This window comes from Polaromonas sp., from assembly GCF_043778355.1.
GTDB lineage: Bacteria > Pseudomonadota > Gammaproteobacteria > Burkholderiales > Burkholderiaceae_C > Polaromonas.
Genome location: NZ_JAYWHI010000121.1, coordinates 88,783 through 107,230, shown reverse-complemented (window position 1 = coordinate 107,230; position 18,448 = coordinate 88,783). Strand labels below are relative to the sequence as shown.

At 62.4% G+C, this 18,448-nt stretch carries 18 protein-coding genes and 1 riboswitch; of the genes, 8 read left to right on the top strand and 10 right to left on the bottom strand.

The genetic code is table 11. The features are described from left to right. Positions 1-559, top strand: a 559-nt coding sequence (locus ACH2CW_RS18225) for an NAD(P)-dependent oxidoreductase (protein WP_395060758.1), incomplete at its 5' end; no start/stop codon positions are given. Between the two features lie 166 nt (positions 560-725). After that, a complete protein-coding gene (locus ACH2CW_RS18220; protein WP_395060756.1) occupies positions 726-1,382 on the top strand; it encodes a DUF1345 domain-containing protein in 657 nt (218 codons plus the stop codon). A gap of 192 nt (positions 1,383-1,574) precedes the next feature. Here the strand turns inward: ACH2CW_RS18220 and ACH2CW_RS18215 are convergent, their stop codons facing one another. From ACH2CW_RS18215 to ACH2CW_RS18175, 9 genes are all read right to left on the bottom strand, one after another. Further along, positions 1,575-2,459: a LysR family transcriptional regulator gene (locus ACH2CW_RS18215; RefSeq protein ID WP_395060754.1), complete on the bottom strand. Its 885-nt coding sequence runs from the start codon at positions 2,457-2,459 to the stop codon at positions 1,575-1,577. Positions 2,460-2,507: 48 nt separating this feature from the next. Then, positions 2,508-3,671, bottom strand: a complete 1,164-nt coding sequence (locus tag ACH2CW_RS18210; protein WP_395060752.1) for an acyl-CoA dehydrogenase family protein — start codon at positions 3,669-3,671, stop codon at positions 2,508-2,510. Beyond that, on the bottom strand, positions 3,668-4,066 hold the full coding sequence (locus ACH2CW_RS18205) for a cupin domain-containing protein (protein ID WP_395060750.1): 399 nt from the start codon (positions 4,064-4,066) through the stop codon (positions 3,668-3,670). The genes ACH2CW_RS18210 and ACH2CW_RS18205 overlap by 4 nt, the downstream gene beginning before the upstream one ends. Then, a complete protein-coding gene (locus ACH2CW_RS18200; protein WP_395060748.1) occupies positions 4,063-5,319 on the bottom strand; it encodes a CaiB/BaiF CoA transferase family protein in 1,257 nt (418 codons plus the stop codon). The genes ACH2CW_RS18205 and ACH2CW_RS18200 overlap by 4 nt, the downstream gene beginning before the upstream one ends. A gap of 4 nt (positions 5,320-5,323) precedes the next feature. After that, the gene (locus tag ACH2CW_RS18195; protein WP_395060746.1) at positions 5,324-6,283 is read right to left on the bottom strand and encodes a Bug family tripartite tricarboxylate transporter substrate binding protein; all 960 of its coding nucleotides are present in this window, start codon (positions 6,281-6,283) and stop codon (positions 5,324-5,326) included. Between the two features lie 220 nt (positions 6,284-6,503). Continuing rightward, positions 6,504-6,668, bottom strand: coding sequence for a hypothetical protein (locus ACH2CW_RS18190; protein WP_395060744.1), 165 nt, complete (start codon positions 6,666-6,668; stop codon positions 6,504-6,506). Next, a complete protein-coding gene (locus tag ACH2CW_RS18185; RefSeq protein WP_395060742.1) occupies positions 6,665-7,567 on the bottom strand; it encodes a DMT family transporter in 903 nt (300 codons plus the stop codon). The genes ACH2CW_RS18190 and ACH2CW_RS18185 overlap by 4 nt, the downstream gene beginning before the upstream one ends. Continuing rightward, positions 7,564-8,070 (bottom strand): methylated-DNA--[protein]-cysteine S-methyltransferase, encoded by a 507-nt coding sequence (locus tag ACH2CW_RS18180; RefSeq protein WP_395060740.1) that lies wholly within the window; start codon positions 8,068-8,070, stop codon positions 7,564-7,566. Before ACH2CW_RS18180 ends, ACH2CW_RS18185 begins: the two co-directional genes overlap by 4 nt. 62 nt (positions 8,071-8,132) lie before the next feature. After that, positions 8,133-9,713: a DNA-3-methyladenine glycosylase 2 family protein gene (locus tag ACH2CW_RS18175; protein WP_395060738.1), complete on the bottom strand. Its 1,581-nt coding sequence runs from the start codon at positions 9,711-9,713 to the stop codon at positions 8,133-8,135. A 111-nt stretch (positions 9,714-9,824) separates the two neighbouring features. On the opposite strand from ACH2CW_RS18175, the gene ACH2CW_RS18170 reads away from it, so the two are divergent. The 4 genes from ACH2CW_RS18170 (at position 9,825) to ACH2CW_RS18155 (ending at position 14,766) form a co-directional block, all read left to right on the top strand. Continuing rightward, positions 9,825-11,219 (top strand): phosphomannomutase/phosphoglucomutase, encoded by a 1,395-nt coding sequence (locus ACH2CW_RS18170; RefSeq protein WP_395060736.1) that lies wholly within the window; start codon positions 9,825-9,827, stop codon positions 11,217-11,219. Between the two features lie 97 nt (positions 11,220-11,316). Beyond that, positions 11,317-12,345 carry a lipopolysaccharide heptosyltransferase I gene (waaC, locus tag ACH2CW_RS18165; protein ID WP_395060734.1) on the top strand — a complete coding sequence of 343 codons (1,029 nt, stop codon included), beginning with the start codon at positions 11,317-11,319 and terminating at the stop codon, positions 12,343-12,345. Further along, entirely contained in the window at positions 12,345-13,649 is a 1,305-nt protein-coding gene (locus tag ACH2CW_RS18160; protein WP_395060765.1) for a 3-deoxy-D-manno-octulosonic acid transferase, read from the top strand. Before waaC ends, ACH2CW_RS18160 begins: the two co-directional genes overlap by 1 nt. Then, positions 13,642-14,766, top strand: a complete 1,125-nt coding sequence (locus tag ACH2CW_RS18155) for a DNA alkylation repair protein (RefSeq protein WP_395060732.1) — start codon at positions 13,642-13,644, stop codon at positions 14,764-14,766. Before ACH2CW_RS18160 ends, ACH2CW_RS18155 begins: the two co-directional genes overlap by 8 nt. 204 nt (positions 14,767-14,970) lie before the next feature. Here ACH2CW_RS18155 and ACH2CW_RS18150 read toward each other — a convergent pair whose 3' ends face one another. Further along, the gene (locus ACH2CW_RS18150) at positions 14,971-15,870 is read right to left on the bottom strand and encodes a LysR family transcriptional regulator (protein ID WP_395060730.1); all 900 of its coding nucleotides are present in this window, start codon (positions 15,868-15,870) and stop codon (positions 14,971-14,973) included. Between the two features lie 150 nt (positions 15,871-16,020). On the opposite strand from ACH2CW_RS18150, the gene ACH2CW_RS18145 reads away from it, so the two are divergent. After that, on the top strand, positions 16,021-17,010 hold the full coding sequence (locus ACH2CW_RS18145; protein WP_395060729.1) for a tripartite tricarboxylate transporter substrate binding protein: 990 nt from the start codon (positions 16,021-16,023) through the stop codon (positions 17,008-17,010). 65 nt (positions 17,011-17,075) lie between these two features. Further along, complete coding sequence (locus ACH2CW_RS18140) at positions 17,076-18,257, top strand: M20 aminoacylase family protein (protein WP_395060727.1); 1,182 nt, start codon at positions 17,076-17,078, stop codon at positions 18,255-18,257. A 12-nt stretch (positions 18,258-18,269) separates the two neighbouring features. Further along, positions 18,270-18,359, top strand: a riboswitch (glycine riboswitch). Positions 18,360-18,448 lie beyond the last annotated feature (89 nt).

The following is an 18,448-nucleotide window of genomic DNA, read 5'->3' as shown; positions in this document are numbered from 1 at the left end:
CATGCACGCCGGCTACTGGGACAAAGCCACGCACAAAAGTGTGGAGTTGCATGGTCGAACCATTGGCCTTGTCGGCCTCGGCGCCATTGGCCAGCGTTTCGCGTGCATGTGCGGCGCCATGGGTATGCGGATACTGGGGTACGACCCATACGCCAGCAATCTGCCGCCTCACATCGAGATCGCTGATCTCGAGACGATCTGGCGCGAATCAGACGCCATCTCGCTGCATTGCCCGCTGACCCCGGAAAACCGCAATCTGCTGAACGCGCGTACGTTCTCCGCCTGCAAGCGCGGCGTGATGCTGGTGAACACGGCGCGCGGCGGTCTGATTGACGAGTTAGCGTTACTTGATGCTGTGCATTCCGGCCAGGTAGCTGCAGCAGGGCTCGACAGCTTCGCGGTCGAACCCATGGTGACACCGCACCCTTTCCATAACGAGCCCAACATTGTCCTCAGTCCACACATCGGAGGGGTGACGGGAGATGCGTACATCAACATGGGTGTCGGTGCCGCGAGCAACGTGCTCGACGTGCTGATGCCCGCGCAAGCCCTCGCCTGAGGCGCAGGCCATGCCGACGATGCCGTCAAATCTGGACTGCCTTCGCGCACGCCTCGTACAGTGTTCCTAACGAAGGTGGGCGTAAAAAATTGTACAGGCACGCCAAGACCCGGCCTGCGCCATGCAAGGCTTCGCAAGCCTCGTGGCTTTGCCCCACAATCGCCTCATGCGCAAACACTTGTCCGAAACCACCGGCCCGCAGCGCCTGATCTACGGCCTGGCCGCCGGCGTGGGTGTGGCGTTGTTGCCGGTGCCGACCACCTTGCCGTTTCGCGCCCTGCTGGGTTGGTGTGTGGGCGCGGCGGTGTACCTCGTGCTGGCCTGGTGGCTGGCTGAGGTGTTTGACGCCAACAACACACGCAAGCGCGCCCAGGCGCAGGACGAGCCCAGTGTGGTGATCTTTGGGGTGATGGTGCTTGCGGTACTGGCTTGTGTGGCCAGCATCACGCTGATGTTGCAGCAGGTCAAGGAAATGGACGGCGCCGGGCGGGTGCTGCACATGGCGCTCGCGATGCTGGCGCTCGCGTTGTCGTGGCTGTTTATCCAGACGATTTTTGCGTTTCGTTATGCCCACCGCTATTACCAGGAAGAAAAACGCAGGGAGCCCGATGGCGCGGGACTGGTGTTTCCGAACCAGCCCGACCCCGACTATTTTGACTTTCTGTACTACGCGTTTGTCATCGGCATGACCTCGCAGGTGTCGGACGTAAAGGTCAGCTCGCGCGAGATGCGCAGGCTGACCCTGGGCCACAGCATCTTGTCGTTTGCTTTCAACGTGTTGATTGTGGCGCTGACGATCAACGTCATCGCCGGTTCAGTCTAGCCAGGACACAGTTGGTTCAGTACAAGCTTTACGACGGCGGCGGCCATAAAGCAATCGTTTGAAGACCGCGACGGCATCTACGGCAGTCCTGGTATCGGCCTCACTCCATCCAGCGTCAAATGCCGACGCCTGGGGGTGTAGAACCGCTCGAGATCGTCAAGGATATCTGCACGGGCTTCGTCTGATCAAGAATTACAGCTTCAGCGTTGTCGCCACCGTCTTGATAAATATGTCAAGTCCCGGTGCGATGCGTTCAGGGTTCCACAGGAAAAACGCACTGGAACGCGCATTCTTGTCGCCAATCGGGACGAACCGCGCACCCGCTATTTGCGTGCGTGCAATCGATGCGGGTACGAGCGAAACGCCCAGTCCATTGGCCACCAGCGCGGCAACCGTCAGCCACTGGCGCGCGGCAAAACGCGTTTTCGGATGAAAGCCTGCGTGGGCGCAAATCGCGATGACGTTGTCGTAATTGGCCGGCGCCACCTCGCGTGTAAACATGACGAAGGGCTCATCGGCAAGGCGCTTCAGGTCAATCACTTTGCGCTTTGCCAGCGGGTGACTGGCCGGCAGACAGCAGACAAAATCGTCTTCGGGCAGCGCCTGCCCGCCCAGGTCTTCCGGCACGTCGCGCGCATTGACAAATGCGGCATGCAGCTGACCGTTCTTCAGGGCATTGACCTGTTCGGTGGACGACATTTCGCGCAGGCTCACCTCAATGCCTGGATGCTGCAGCGAAAAAGCTGACACGATTTGCGGCACACCGCGGTAAATCATGGAGCCGGTGAAGCCGACCGCCAGGTGGCCCCGCAGGCCCGCGCCGACAGCCCGCGTGACATCGCAGGCCAGCCGGACCTGGTCCAGCATGGGGCGTACCTCACCAAGAAACGCATCGCCGGCCGGTGTCAGCGTGACCTGCTTGCTGTTGCGGTCAAACAGCCGCACGCCGAGCTCGTCTTCCAGGCTGCGAATCGTGAAACTCAGCGGCGGCTGGGTGATGGACAGGCGCCCGGCTGCCCGCCCGAAGTGCAACTCTTCAGCCAGCACAAGGAAGTACCGAAGATGTCGCAGCTCCATGATGGCGTTCAGGATAGCACGTGGTTTTCAGGGTGATGGAAGAAAGGCTCAATAGGATTTGGGCAGGCCCAGTACTTTTTCCGCGATGAAACACAGGATCAGTTGCGGGCTCACCGGTGCCAGGCGTGGAATCCACGCCTCGCGCAGGTAGCGCTCCACGTGGTATTCCTTCGCGTAGCCCATGCCGCCGTGCGTCAGGATGGCGTTTTCGCAGGTGCTGAAGCAGGCTTCGGCCGCCAGGTATTTCGCGGCGTTCGCTTCGGCGGCGCAGGGCTGGCCGGCGTCATACAGACTGGCGGCCTTGAAAACCATCAGGCTGGCGGCTTCCAGCTCCATCCATGACTTGGCCAGGGGGTGCTGAATGCCCTGGTTCTGGCCGATGGGGCGGTCAAAGACAATGCGTTCTTTTGCATACTGGGCGCCGCGTTTCAGGGCTGCCTGACCCAGGCCGACGGCCTCTGCGGCGATCAAAATTCGCTCCGGGTTCAGGCCATGAAGAATGTATTTGAACCCTTTGCCTTCTTCGCCAATGCGGTCTTCCACCGGGATGCGCAAGCCGTCAATAAACACCTGGTTGGAGTCCACAGCCTTGCGCCCCATTTTTTCTATTTCACGCACTTCGATGTGCGCGCGGTCCAGGTCGGTGTAGAACAGCGACAGGCCGTCGGTGCCGCTGGCCTCTTCAATCGGCGTGGTGCGTGCCAGTAGCAGGATTTTGGTGGCCACCTGCGCGGTGGAAATCCACACCTTTTGTCCGGACACCACGTAGTGGTCGCCGTCGCGGACTGCTTTGGTCTTGAGCTTGAGGGTATTCAGGCCGGTGTTCGGTTCGGTCACGCCGAAGCAGGCTTTGTCCCGGCCTTCAATCAGCGGCGGCAGCCAGCGTTTTTTTTGCGCGTCAGTGCCAAATACCACGACCGGGTGCAGGCCGAAAATATTCATGTGAACGGCAGAGGCGCCAGACAGCCCGGCGCCGGTGGCTGCAATGGTCTGCATCATGACGGCCGCTTCGGTAATGCCGAGTCCCGCGCCGCCATAGGCTTCGGGCATGGCGATGCCGAGCCAGCCGGCGTCGGCTAGGGCCCGGTGAAAATCTTCCGGGAAACCGCCTTCGCGGTCCTTGCGCAGCCAATAGTCGGCATCAAAAGGAACGCACAGGCGGTTGATGGCTTCGCGGATCTGTTCCTGCTCTTGTGTCAAAAGGAAGTTCACCGGGCCGCTCCTGCGGTGGCGCGCACCACGTTTTCAGGCCGTTCGCCGTAGGGCGGGGTGTAAATCACCAGAACGCGCGCCGGGGTGTCGCTGGTCACGGTAAAAACATGCATGGAATCGGGCGGAAAATAGCAGGCATCGCCCGGCAGCAAATCGCAGCTTTCTCCGTTGACTTCAGCCCTCGCCGCGCCCTCCAGCAAATAGCAGACCTGCTCAATCCCTGGGTGGGCATGGGGAAGGGCGCCGCCATTTTTTTCAATCACGCCGAGCAGCACCTCCACGCCGCGCGCACCCACGGTGTCCGCGCTGATCAGTCGCTGGTTGCGGGTGCCCAGATGGTTGGCGGGATGGTAGCCGGGCACGTCTGCGCCGCGTACAAAAAAAGGTTTCTTCATGGTTTATGGCCCTGTGATGGTGTTGCTTTGCGGCTGGCCATGCCTTGTGCCAGCAGCGCCTGGATCGCGCTTTCGGAATAGCCGGCCTCACGCAGGACCTGCGCCGTGTGCTGCCCCAGTTGCGGTGCCGGTGCCGGTTCGGTGCACGGGGTGTGCGACCAGCGGGACGGGTTGCCTGGTGTGCGCAGCCTGCCTTCGGTGGGGTGCTCGGTGTCCCGGATAAAACCGGTTGCCTGCAAATGCGGATCGTCCAGCAGGTCTTGCGGTGAGTTCATTGGCATGTTTGGAATGTCTGCCGCATCCAGCAGGGCCTGCCAATCGGCCGTGCTGCGGGTGCGCATGATGTCGGCGACATGCGAATACACCGCATCAATGTGCGTGGCACGCTGGGTGTGCGTGGAAAAGCGTTCGTCCTGGGTGAAGCGCTGCAGGTCGCCAATGGCGGTGAAGAAGCTTTTCCAGTGCTTGTCGTTGTAGATCAGCACGCACAGGTAGCCGTCGAGCGTCTGGTAGGGACGGCGGTGCGATGTCAGCAGCCTGGCGTAGCCCGGCTCGCCCCGGGGCGGCACGAAGCTCAGGCCCGCCAGATGGTCGCCCAGCACGAATTGCGTCATGGCCTCGAACATCGGCACTTCCACCGCCTGGCCCACGCCGCTTTTTTCGCGGGCGTACAGGGCGGCGGTCACCGCATACACCGCATGCAGCCCGGTGACACGATCGGCCAGCGTGACCGGCGCATAGCAGGGCGCCTCGGCGCCATAACGTTGCATCAACCACGGCAGGCCGGTGGCGCCCTGGATCAAGTCGTCATAAGCCGGCTTGTCGGCATAAGGCCCGTCCTGGCCAAAACCGCAGCAGGTGACATGAATGATGCGTGCGTTACGCTCGCGCACCGACGCGTAGTCAAGCCTCAGTCGCGCCAGGGCCTGTGGTCGCACATTGGAAATCAACACGTCCGACTGCTCTGCCAGGCATAGCAGCGCTTCGCGGGCATCGGGCTGCTTGAGGTCCAGCACCACACTGCGCTTGCCCTGGTTGGCATGCAGAAAAATATGGCCCATGCCGGGGTTGCGCATGGGCCCCACGTGGCGCATGTTGTCGCCTTCAGGAGCCTCCACCTTGACGACCGCGGCACCCAATGAAGCGAGAATTTGCGTGGCAAACGGCCCCATCACCACAGAGGTCAGATCGAGAATTTTGATGCCCGCCAGGGGACCGCCGGCAGCCTCTGCCGGGCTTGGGGTGGTGCTCACGCGCTTACTCGGGCTTGATGCCGGCCTGCTTGATCAGGCGGGTCCACAGGGTCAGTTGATCGGCGACATATTTTTCGAACACTTCCGGTGACGCCGAGGGCATCACCTCAAAACCGACCACGGCCAGCCTGTCCTGGACTTCTTTTTCCGCGAGGATGGCGATGACTTCCGTGCTGATGCGATCGACGATGGGCTTGGGCAAACCTGCCGGGCCGAAGATGCCGTTCCAGGAGGTCAGGTCAAAGCCGGGCAGCGTTTGCGCCACTGCTGGTATGTTCGGAAGAATTTTCGAACCATTGGCGGGCGTGACCGCGAGCGCGCGCACCTTGTCAGCCTTGATCATGGCCAAACCCGAGCCGAAGTCGGTCACGTACAGCTCAATTTGTCCCCCGACCACGTCCGTCATCGCCTGCGGGCTTGACTTGTAAGGCACACCAACCATATTGACTGCGGCCATGCGCTTGAGGGTTTCAGAAGCGACCAGCGAGGTGCTGTTGGGCGTGGCATAAGACAGCTTGCCCGGGTTGGCTTTGGCGTAGTCGATCAGCTCCTTCATCGACTTGATAGGCAGGTGATTGGCCACCACCAGCGCAAAAGGCAATTCGCCGGTTCGCACAATCGGTGTGAAATCCTTGATCGGGTCGTACTTCAGATTCTGAAAAAGGCTGGGATTGGCCGAGTGCGAGGTATTGGTCGTCATGAACAGGGTGTAGCCATCGGGCTTGGCACGCGCTACAAACACGGCGCCAATCTGCGCACTGGCGCCCGGTTTGTTGTCAACCACGACTTGCTGGCGCAGGCGGTCCGACAGCTTTTGGGCAATGACCCGGGCGACGGCATCCGTGCCGCTGCCGGCCGCGAACGGCACCACCAGGGTGATGGGGCTGGACGGGTAAGTCTGCGCCAGCGTCTGGCTGCCGATGGCCAGGCCCAGCAGGGCGAGGACGGTCGTCAAAAGTTTCATGGTGTCTCCTTTGGAATGGGTGGTCCGGCGCAAAACTGCACCTGTTCTGGCGACCTCATTTTTGGGTAGGGCCGGTGACAAGTCCAATTGCAAATTCGATTACCACGATTCGTTTTTTGTATTGATGAATTATTTGAAGTCTGTTGCCCGTATCAATTACCGGTCAACCAGCACCCGCATGTGTATGCGGTGGCGCTGCACGCAGCCGTGGGTCGGCCGCTCAGTCTTCGCGCAGTTGCTTATCGATGGTTCTTTTGTCCGCGCGCCGTGTGGCTGCCCGCGATTTGCGGTGCGACCCCGCCTTGCGCTGCAGGGCTGCCGCCACCAGCGGGTTGCGCGGCTTGGGCGCCGGCAGCTTGAGTTTGATCTTGCGGACAGAGGTCATCGCCCGAGCTTGAGCAATCCGGTGGACAGTGCCGTGCCGCAGATGATCACCACCGCGCACAACAGCATCCACAGCGTGACCATCTCGCCAAGAAAAACCATGCCGTAGAACACCGCGAACACCGGCACCACAAAGGTCACGGCCAGCGCACGTGCCGGGCCGGCGGTTTCGATCAACCTGAAATACAGGACGTAGGCAATGCCGGTGCACAACACGCCGACGGCGGCCACCGCCAGCCAGGCGCCGCCGCGCGGCATCTGCGCTGGCCACAGCCAGGCAGCCGGCAGGGCCAGGCCCACGGTCGCACCGATCTGGCTGCCCGCAGCGGTGACCAGCGGCGGCAATCCGGTCAGGTAACGCTTGGCGTAACTCGCCGACAGCGCATAACAAACGCAGGCGAACAGGCAGGCCAGCACGGCCCAACCGGGGGCGATGCCCGAGGCATCGGGCTTGAAAGTCGCTTTGTCCCAGGCCAGCATGGCCACACCGGCAAAACCGATCAGCAGGCCCAGCACGCGCGAGCCGGTGGGCCTGTCCTTGAGCCAGAACCAGGCGACCACGGCACCGAACATCGGCACGGTGGCGTTGAGGATGGCCGACAGCCCGGTGGTGATGGACAGCAGCGCAAATGCAAAACACGCAAAGGGAATACCGGAGTTGAACAGGCCGACCAGGAACACGCGGCGCCAGTTTTTTATCAGCGCCTCGCCGTGACCGCGAAGCAGCACCAGCGGCAGCAAGAAAGTCGCTGCAATGCCTACGCGCACGGCGGCCGTCGGCAGTGCGCCAAAGTCCACAACAGCAATCCGCATGAACAGGAAGGACGATCCCCAGATCGCCGCCAGCAAAACAAAATCAGTCAGCCAGGCCTTGCTTTTCAGCGCAGGTGCAAGCGTCACAGGGCGCCCTCCAGCTTGAGCAGCGCGCTTTTGCGTTCCAGACCTCCCGCATAACCGGTCAGTGCGCCGCCGGCGCCCATCACGCGGTGGCAGGGCACGATGATGCTGACCGGGTTGCGGCCGACTGCCGCGCCCACCGCGCGCACCGCAGCCGGCTTGCCGATGCGGGCGCTGACCTCGCTGTAGCTGGCGGTGCCGCCCTGGGGAATTTTCAGCAGCGCCTGCCAGACCGACTGCTGGAAAGCCGTGCCGCAGGCCAGGTCCAGCGGTACCTCAAATTCGGTGCGCTGGCCGGCGAAGTATTCACCGAGTTGACGGATGACTTCTTTCAGCACCGGGTGATCGGGCGCGCTGGGCCAGACCGCCGGTCCCACCAGTTCCGGGGGGAGGTGGCGTTGGCCGTCGAACCAGAGCCCGGCCAGGCCCTTGGCGGTGGCCGCGATGATGATGCTGCCCAGCGGGCTCGCGTAGCGGGTCTGGACGATGGGGTTGGCGAATTTCATGGTGCGCTCCTGGGAGTGTCTCTCATTGAGAGCTAGCGGGTTGTCGGCTGTGTGGGCAGTTGTCATGGTTTTACCGAAAGCTTTTGGGCTCTAGCCCTTTCCGGAAAAGCGCTGGCAGCTATCAATTCAGTAGCATTTGATGGCGCTGTCGCAGCCTCCATCGCACCGCTCCAGGCGCGGATCACGGCATAACTGCGCCAGGGTTTCCAGGCCAGCGAGGCTTGCTCGGCTTCTTTGGCCGGATTTTTTATGCCCTGTACACCGAGCGCTTTGTGCAGCGCCACGTCACCGGCCGGAAAGGCGTCAGGCCAGCGAAGCGCGCGCATGGCGATGTATTGCGCGGTCCAGTCGCCGATGCCTGGCAATTCTTTCAGCGCCGCAATGGTGGCGTTGACATCGGCGCCGCCGTGCAGTTGCACACGTTTTTCTGCGACGGCTTTGGCAATGCCGACAATCGCCGTCTGACGCTGCCGCACGATGCCGAGCTGCCCGAGCGTATCGCCGCTGGCCTGCGCCAGCACGGCGGCTGGGGGGAAGAGGCGCGTCAGGCCCGGCCACGGTGTCTCAATCGGCTCGCCGAGTTTGTCGACCAAACGCTGCGCCAGCGTGCGTGCCGCCGCCACCGTGATCTGCTGACCCAGCACGGCGCGCACCGCCAGCTCGTAGCCGTCCATGGCGCCGGGCACACGCAGGCCGTCGCCACCCGGAAAGCTGGCATGCAGCACGGCGTTGATGGCTTGCGGGTCGGCGTCCAGGTCCAGCATGGCGCGTACCCGGCGTATCACCAGCGGCAGCACCTCGCGCAGCGAGTCGCTGATACGCAGCGCCACATGGCTGCGGCTTTCGTCAAAGCTCGCCAGCAGCCAGCCGGCGTGGACCTTGCCGCCGGTTTCGATGCGAAAAGTGCGTCCAAGCCTTGTCCCGTATGGCTCGTCAGCTACAAATTCAATAGCGTTGATCCGGCGCTTGCGAAAAAACGCCGTCATCGCCGCAACGTCATAAGGCGGCCGGTAACCCAGCTTCACCGTGATGCCTTGTTCGGTCGGTACGCCGCCCTGGCGCCGCAACTGCGTCGGGTTCAGGCCGTAGTGCCCGACAAACGCGGCGTTGAAGCGGCGCACGCTCGCATACCCGCTGATCAGCGCAATCTGCGTGATCGGCAGGGCGGTGTCGGCCAGCAATTGTTTGGCGGTCAGCAGCCGGCGCGTCTGCAGGTACTGCATCGGCGACACGCCGAACTGCGTCTCGAAAATGCGCCGGACGTGGCGGTCGCTGACCCCGAGTTTTGCCGACAGCAATTCCACCGAAGGCGTTGCATCTCCCCACGCCTCGGGTTCGTCGAGCAGGCGCGCGGCTTGATGCGCCAGAATGTAGGAGGCATCCTGAATCGACCAGACCACCGAATGTGGCGCCAGCTCGGGGCGGCAGCGCAGACAGGGCCGAAAGCCGGCACCCTCTGCCTGCGCCGCATGGCCGAAGAAGCGGCAGTTTTCACGCTTCGGTGTTTTCACGCTGCAGACCGGCCGGCAGTAGATGCCGGTGGACGTCACACCGGTGAAAAAGCTGCCGTCAAAACGTGCGTCCCGCGTCTTCAGCGCGAGGTAGCAGGCGTCGTCAGCGAGCAGGATACTGTCTGTGGTCATGGCTGAATCATACGGCGCAGGCCGGTTCAGACTGGCCGTTTTCGGACATCTTCCCCGCCCACCCCGCGCCTACAATAAGCGCGCTACAGCAACCCAGGAAAGCCAGTACCCATGCAGGTGAACCCCTCGATTTTCAAGGCTTACGACATCCGCGGTGTCGTGCCTTCCACCATCAACGAAGCCGTGGCCGAAGCACTGGGCCGCGCTTTCGGCGCCAGTGCGCTGCTGCAGGGCGAGTTCGTGGTGGCTGTGGGCCGCGATGGCCGTGTCAGCGGGCCCGCACTGAGCGCGGCGCTGATCCGTGGCTTGGTCGCCAGCGGCGTCGATGTGATTGACGTCGGCATGGTCACCACACCCATGCTGTATTTCGCCGCCTGCACGCTCGCCAACTCCGGTATCCAGATCACCGGCAGCCACAACCCCAAGGACTACAACGGTTTCAAGATGGTGCTGGCCGGCCGCGCGATTTACGGCGACGAGATCCAGGGCCTGCGTACCCGCATGGAAGCCGACGATTCCGGCCATGCCACCGCGCCGGCTCGCAGCGGAAACATCACCCACATCAACGTGCTCGCGCCGTATCGCGACCGCATCGTGTCGGACATCAAGCTGGCACGGCCGATGAAAATCGTGATCGACTCCGGCAACGGCATCGCCGGTGCCTCGGCGCCCGGCATCTTCCGCGCGCTCGGTTGCGAGGTCACCGAGCTGTTCAGTGAGGTCGACGGCGACTTTCCCAACCACCATCCGGACCCGAGCAAACCGGAGAACCTCAAAGACCTGATCACTGCGTTGCAGGCCGGTGACGCCGAGCTGGGCCTGGCCTTTGACGGCGACGGTGACCGACTGGGCATCGTCACGCGTGACGGCCAGAACATTTACCCCGACCGCCAGATGATGCTGTTTGCGCGCGATGTGCTCTCACGCGTGCCGGGCGGCACCATCGTCTACGACGTGAAATGTTCGCAGCGACTGGCGCCCGAGATCACGGCAGCCGGCGGCGTGCCCCTGATGTACAAGACCGGCCACTCGCTGATCAAGGCGAAAATGAAGGAAGTCAACTCCCCGCTGGGCGGCGAGATGAGCGGTCACATCTTTTTCAAGGAGCGCTGGTTCGGCTTCGACGACGGCACCTATGCCGGCGCGCGCCTGCTGGAGATCCTGAGCAAGGTGGCCGACGTGGGCGCGTTGCTCAACGGCCTGCCGACCAGCTTCAGCACGCCGGAGCTCAATGTCGCCTGCCAGGAAGGCGAGCCGCACACGGTGGTGGCGCAACTGATCAAGAACGCATCGTTTCCCGCACCCGCCCAGATCAACACCATTGATGGCGTGCGTGTCGACTGGCCGGATGGCTTCGGCCTGATCCGCGCGTCCAACACCACGCCGGTGCTGGTGCTGCGCTTCGAAGGCCACACCGAGGCCGCGCTCAAACGCATCGAGGCCGACATGCTCAAGCTGTTACGCAGTGTCAAGCCGGATGCGAATTTTTCCGCTCCCGCACATTGAATCCGCTTGCTGTCATCCCGGGCTCGACCCGGGATCCTTATTTCGAACTCGCGGCTGCGCGACGATGGATTGCGGGTCAAGCCCGCAATGACATTCAGTGAAGATTCTTCTGGTCAAACTCTCGTCACTCGGCGACGTGGTGCACACGCTGCCCGTGGTGCAAGACATCCTGGCCGCACATCCCGGTGCGCAGATCGACTGGGTGGTGGAAAAAGCCTTTGCGCCGCTGCTGACCCCGCTGCTGGGCAGCGGCCTGCAGCGCGTCATCCCTTGCGAACTGCGGCGCTGGCGCACGGCACCTTTCAGTGCTGCCACGCGCAGCGCGTGGCACGCCTTCCGGCGTGAACTGCAGCGCAGCGAATACGACGCGGTGATCGACCTGCAGGGCCTTACCAAGTCAGCGCTGGTCGCCTGGCTGGCGCGGCTGGCGCCCGGCGGCAAGCGTTACGCCATGGCCAACCAGACGGAAGGCTCAGGCTACGAGGGGCCGACGCGCTGGGTGGCGGATGTGGCGATTGCGCTGGCGCCGCACAGCCACGCCGTGTTGCGCGGGCGCGCGTTGTGCGGGCGGGCGCTGGGCTACACCCCGGCCGTTCGCCCAAATTATGGGTTAAATCGGCCCCCAGCCCATGCCAGTCGTGCGCAGGCTGCTCCTGAAAAAGTAGCGTTTGTGCATGGCAGCTCACGCGCCGACAAGTTGTGGCCCGTCGAGCATTGGGTGGCGCTGGGCCGGCAGTTGGTTGCGCAGGGCTACCTGATTGCACTGCCGCACGGCAGCGACGCCGAGCTGGCAACGAGCCACGCGATTGCCGGCGGTTTGAACACCGGTGAAGAAAAAGCGATCGTCTTGCCGAGGCTTGCGTTGGACGAACTCACGCAGCAACTCGCGCAGTGCGCCGGCGTCATTGGCGTGGACAGCGGGCTGAGCCACATCGCGGTGGCGCTCGACCTGCCGCATGTGCAGATCTACAACTTCGACACCGCTTGGCGTACCGGGCCGCTGCCCGATTTCAGCGAGGCAGAGGGCGCTCGTCAGCGCAGTGTGTTTGCACTGCCGTGCCCGACGGTGGCGCATGTGTGGCAAGCCTGGCTGGCTTGCCGGCCCGCCCCTGGGGAGGCGCCGTGATGGAGGCCATCATCCGCAAGCTGTATTCGCTGCTGATGTGGGGTGCCCAGCCTTTTCTGCGGCGCAAGCTGTTGCGCCGGGGCCAGGCCGAGGCGGGGTACCTGGAAGCGGTGGACGAGCGCTTCGGCTGTTACACGCAGCCCGCTGAAGTTGCTTCGGAGCTGGTCTGGGTGCATGCGGTGTCACTCGGTGAAACGCGCACTGCCGGCATATTGATTGACGCGCTGCGCGGCCAGTGGCCAGGCCTGCGCGTGCTGCTGACCCATGGCACAGCCACTGGCCGCGCCGAGGGTACGGGGCTGCTGCGGGATGGCGATGTGCAGGTCTGGCAGCCGTGGGACAGCGAAGCGGCCGTGGCGCGTTTTTTCACGCATTTCAAACCGCGCCTCGGCCTGCTGCTGGAAACGGAAGTCTGGCCCAACACGGTGGCCTGCGCCCAGGCGCGCGGCGTGCCGATGGCGCTGGTCAACGCGCGCCTGTCTGACAAATCTTTTCAGCAGGCAATACGCATGGCGCCGCTGTCGCGCCCGGCCTATGCCGGCCTGGCGGCGGTCTACGCCCAGAGCGACAGCGACGCCCAGCGCCTGCGTGCGCTCGGTGCCACCGTACAGGACGTGTTCGGCAACCTCAAATTTGACGCCACGCCCGACCAGGCGCAGCAGGCGCAGGGCCGCGCCTGGCGCCAGGCGCTGGGCCAGCCGGTGCTGACGCTGGCCAGCTCGCGCGACGGCGAAGAAGACGAATTTCTCAAGCAAATTGTGGCGCTGGCCCTTTCCACACGTGCGCAACCAGCTATCAATACAGTAGCAGGTGCACATGTGCAGGTGCTCATCGTGCCGCGCCATCCACAGCGTTTTGCCGAGGTGCAGGCGCTGGTTGAAAAACACGGGCTCTCGGTTTCGCGCCGCTCCACCTGGAATGGCACGCCGCAGCCGGCCGATGTCTGGCTCGGTGATTCACTCGGCGAGATGGCGCTGTACTACGCCATGAGCGACGTGGCCCTGCTGGGCGGCAGCTTCGCTCCGCTGGGTGGGCAGAACCTGATCGAGGCCGCTGCCTGCGGCTGCCCTGTGATCATGGGTCCGCACACCTTCAACTTCGCCGAGGTGTCCGAACTCGCAGAAGCGGCCGGCGCCGCGCGCCGTGTGGTGGACATGGACGAAGCGGTGCGCAGCGCCCGCGCCCTGCTGGCCCGGCCTTCCGAGCAGCAGGCTGCGGCGCAAGCCGGTCTTGGCTTTGCCGCGCAGCACCGCGGCGCGGCTGCCAACACGGTGCAGGCGCTGGCGCATTTCCTCGATGGCTGAACCGCTGGTCAATCAGTACGGCGCCGATGTGCCCCAAGCCATCGCCCGCATGATCACAGCGGTGCATCCGAAGTTCGACGCCTGCAAGTTTGTCGCCGATGCACTCAACGGTTATGAAGCCCTGGCGCTGATGCCACGCGGCAAACACATCGCGCAGGCGCTGCAGCGCCACCTGCCGCCCGACTACCCGAAGGCCATCAACATCCTGCTCGCCTCGCTGGACCAGCCGCATGGCCGGGCTGAAGGCCTCAGCATGGCGTCGTTTCTCTACCTGCCGCACACCCTGTTCGTCGCGCAGTTCGGACTCGGTCATTTTGAAGGCTCGATGCGGGCCCAGCATGCGCTGACGCAGCGCTTCACGGCCGAATTCAGCATTCGCGCCTTTTTGCAAAAACACGAGGCCGCTACCCTGGCGCAATTCAGGCAATGGGCCAGCGACCCGAGTGAACATGTGCGTCGCCTGGTGTCCGAAGGCAGTCGCCCCCGCCTGCCCTGGGCCAGCCGACTGCCGGCGTTTCAAAAGAACCCCGCGCCCGTGCTCGCGCTGCTGGAACTGCTCAAGGACGACCCGGCCCTGTACGTGCGCCGCTCGGTTGCCAACAACCTCAACGACATAGGCAAAGACCACCCGGAGGTGCTGGCCGCCACGGCAAAGAAGTGGCTGAAGGGCGCGAGCGACGAGCGCCGCTGGATCGTCCGGCACGCGCTGCGCTCAGCTGTCAAGCGCGGCGAAGCTAGCGCGCTCGAGGTGCTGGGCTTCAGTAAAAGCGCAGAGGTCGAAGTGTCGAATGCACGCATCACACCCAAGCGGGTCGTGATGGGAGACAAAGTGAACAGCGCTTTTGATGTTTCCAGCACCAGTAGCAAAGCGCAGCAGGTGCTGGTGGACTTCTGCATCCACTACGTCAAGGCCAGCGGCAAGACAAGTGCGAAGGTGTTCAAGCTGAAGGTGCTAGACCTTGCTCCGAAAGAAACGGTGCAGTTGAGCAAGACGGTGTCCACTGCGGAGATGACCACGCGCAAGCACTATGCGGGGAAACATCGGGTGGATGTGCTGCTTAATGGACAGGCCAGTGCGCTGGGGGTGTTTGAGTTGGTGACTATCGCGTCGAAGTAAATGCTATCGAGGCATGCCATCACGTCTCCACCTCATGCGCGCTGAAGTGAATGACGTCTATAGCGATTGACATGACTATCGGCAATGTTCGATTATGGATAGGCAGCTGCTACGACTGCTTTGGGCCTTCAAGAGCCAACTGCGCAACGATGCAGTGCCATCTCCCGACGGCGATGACCACATCCAGACTGCTTAAGCCAGCGCTCAATCGTGCAAATGCTCGCGCACAAAACCACGAAACCAGCCCATCACCGGGGCTTCGGTTCGCCCTGCCAGCGTGACGTACGCAAATCGGGCTGCGGCCTTAAGCGTGGGCTTGATTGGCAATTCAACCAGTGCCCCGTCTTGCAAGCCGGCCCGGGCCGCGGCCACCACGCCCAAATAAATAGCCTGGGTCTGAGCAACCGTCGCCAGCATACTGGCGACGTCTTCACACATCAGCGTGACCATGGCCGACGGGTTGGCCCTCACACCGTATTGATCCACCAGCTGGCGTACCACTTCATCGGATAAGGGTGTCGATGCCACCGGGTACTGCGTGATGTCCTGAAAGCTGACAGAGCGTCTGGCTGCCAGTGGGTGGGTGGCATTGACAATAAAACCCGCGCGGATTTTCCCCAGTGATTCAATGTTTAAGTCAGTGGCGGGTGTGACGCGGCGTATGTCCACCACCATGGCATCAAGGTGGCGGCTTCTCAGTTGCTGGAGCTGAAGTTCGGTGGGCCCGCGTGTGATGGAAACCTTCATGCCAGGGTAGTGCCCGGCTGCGACGCACATCAGCGGTGTCATCAGCAGCGCGCCCGGTCCCGAACCCATGCCAACACTGACAGAGCCCTGGCCTTCTTGCTGCAGCAATTGCGCACTGTGGCGCAGCTCGGCAGCATCCCGCACGATATGGCGAGCACGGGTCACCACGTCCAGGCCCAGCGGAGTGAGCTCGTTGCGCTTGCCGATGCGGTCCAACACCTTTGCGCCCAAATCGCTTTCCAGGCTCTGGATGCTGCGGCTCAACGCCGATTGGGTGATGAACAGTTTCTCGGCCGCGCGGCTGAAGGAGCCGGTGTCGGCTAGGGCCAGCAGGTGCTCCAGATGTTTGATGTTCATGGCGGGCAGCCCTTCGAGTGAATGAAAAAATCAATCGAAAGCTACTTATGTTGAATGAGAAAAATGAATGTTAACAAGATAAATAAGTCATTGGACGCATTGTTTTCGACCGCCTAGCATTCGCCTCATCCTCATTTTTTGGAGTCTGCCATGCATCCCACCGCCCGCGCTTTGATTCGTCATTGCAGTTCACTGTTTGTCGGCCTTGCGTTGGCCGCTTCAGTGACCGCGCAGACTTACCCGTCCAAACCCGTGAGCATGATCGTGGCCTTCCCACCGGGTGGGGGCTCCGATGTGCTGGGCCGCGCAGTCGGCAAAGGCATGGCTGAAGTGTTTGGTCAGCCCGTCATCATCGAGAACGTGGTGGGCGTGGGTGGCTCTCTGGGGGTACTCAAAGCCGCCAATGCCCAACCGGATGGCTATACCCTGTTGGCGGGTTCCCCACTGGAGCTGATCTACACACCGCTGGGTGTGGCGGCCGCCAAAAACAGGCCGGAGGACATGCGCCTTGCCGCCTTGGTCGGGCACACCCCGATTGCCATTGCTGTGCGCAAAGATTTGCCTGTGAACACGCTGGAAGAGTTCGTCGCACTGGCAAAAAAGTCTGACAAGCCTCTCAGCTTTGGCTCTACGGGCATCGGTTCCCTGTATCACCTGATGGCCGAAAAAGCCTTGCAAACAGCGGGGGCCCGTGGCCTGCACGCGCCGTACAACGGCATGGCGCCTTACCTCAAGGATTTGATGGGTGGTGTGATTGACTTTGCGGTGGTCCCCTTGGTCGGCCCGGTGATGGGCGCCATTGAGAGTGGCCAAATCAAAGCGCTGGCCCTGGCGTCAAGCCAACCATTGGCAAGGCTGCCTAAGTTGTCCCTGGCCGTTGCCACTAAAGGTTTTGAAGACTACCAGTTCAGCATCTGGATTGGTGTTCAAGCCAGCGCCAAGACGCCTGCTGCCCAAGTGGCCGCCGTGCACAAAGCCGCCTACATCGCGCTGGCCAACCCTGACATTCGCAAAGTCATTGAGACCGCCGGCAGCACCGTGGCTGAACCTATGACCTTGGCACAGCTTGACACCTTCTACAAAGCGGAAGTGGTTAAGGCTGCGGCAATTGCCAAATCCATCAAGCTGGAACCGCAGTAAGCGGCGTGGCTGACAGTGGCAGTGGTATCCAAAGAAATAGCCTCAGTGGACGCGGTGAACTGACCATGCAGGACGGCAGCTACCTGGGTCACGCTATGGCCGAGCGGGTCGGCGAATTCATTCAGCTACGCCGTGACATTCATGCTCACCCTGAGTTGGCTTTTGAGGAGCACCGCACGGCCGCTCTGGTTTCGGCGAAGTTACGCGAGTGGGGTTATGAAGTCACCACGGGTCTTGGCCAAACCGGTGTGGTGGGGACATTGCGCCGTGGCAAAAGCACCCGTTCTCTGGGGTTGCGTGCTGACATGGATGCATTGCCGATTCTCGAAGCAGGCGCGCGCCCCTGGATCAGCACAACGCCGGGCAGGATGCATGGCTGCGGCCACGACGGACATACCGCTACGCTACTGGCTGCTGCCAAGTTGGTGGCGCAGCAGCCAAACTTCGACGGCACGCTGCACCTGATCTTCCAGCCTGCCGAAGAGGGCGCGGGGGGCGCGGTGCAAATGATGGCCGATGGCCTGTTTGAATGGTTCCCCTGCGACGCAGTGTTTGCCATGCACAACATGCCGGGTATCGAAGCCGGGCGCTTTGTGTTCCGAAGTGGCCCCACGATGGCATCCAGCGACAACGTGACCATCCACTTGAAGGGGCGTGGCGGCCATGGCGCTTTTCCGCACCAGTCGGTAGATACCGTGGTGGCCGCAGCTTCCATCGTGATGGCGTTGCAAACTGTCGTGTCGCGCAACGTTGATCCGCTTAAGACGGCTGTGATCACGGTGGGTTCCTTGCACGCGGGCGAGGCCAATAACGTGATCCCTGAAGATGCCCGGCTGGAGTTGAGCGTACGGGCCTTGGACACCGATGTGCGGGTCTTGCTGAAAGAGCGCATTCTGGCACTGGTTGAACAGCAAGCGGCGAGCTTCGGTGTGCAAGCGTCGATCGATTGGCGCGCTGGTTATGCCGTGCTCGTCAATACGCCGGAGGAAACAGCTTTGGCTGCGGATGTGGCGCTGAGACTGTTTGGCACTGAGCGCGTTGACCCCAGTGGCCCCATGTTCACCGCCAGCGAGGATTTTTCTTTCATGTTGCAGCGGGTGCCAGGCTGTTACTTTTTTGTGGGCAATGGCGGGCCTGGCACGCCGGGCGCTTGCAATGTGCACAATCCGGGCTACGACTTTAATGACGAGATCATCGCGCCGGGTGCTGCCTTCTGGGTGGCGTTGACGGCGCGCTTTCTGGCATAGTTCGTGTTTTTGAAATTCAGATCGGGAGAGATCGCGTTAAACCGCGACGCCGAAGGAGCAACCACCCCGGAAACTCTCAGGCAAAAGGACCGATCTGAATCGTTGATATCTCTGAAGAGTTGTTGGGCTTGGTCACCTGGCACACCGCAGGAGCAAGTGGCCACGTCACAAAGACAAGGCCATGAATCTCT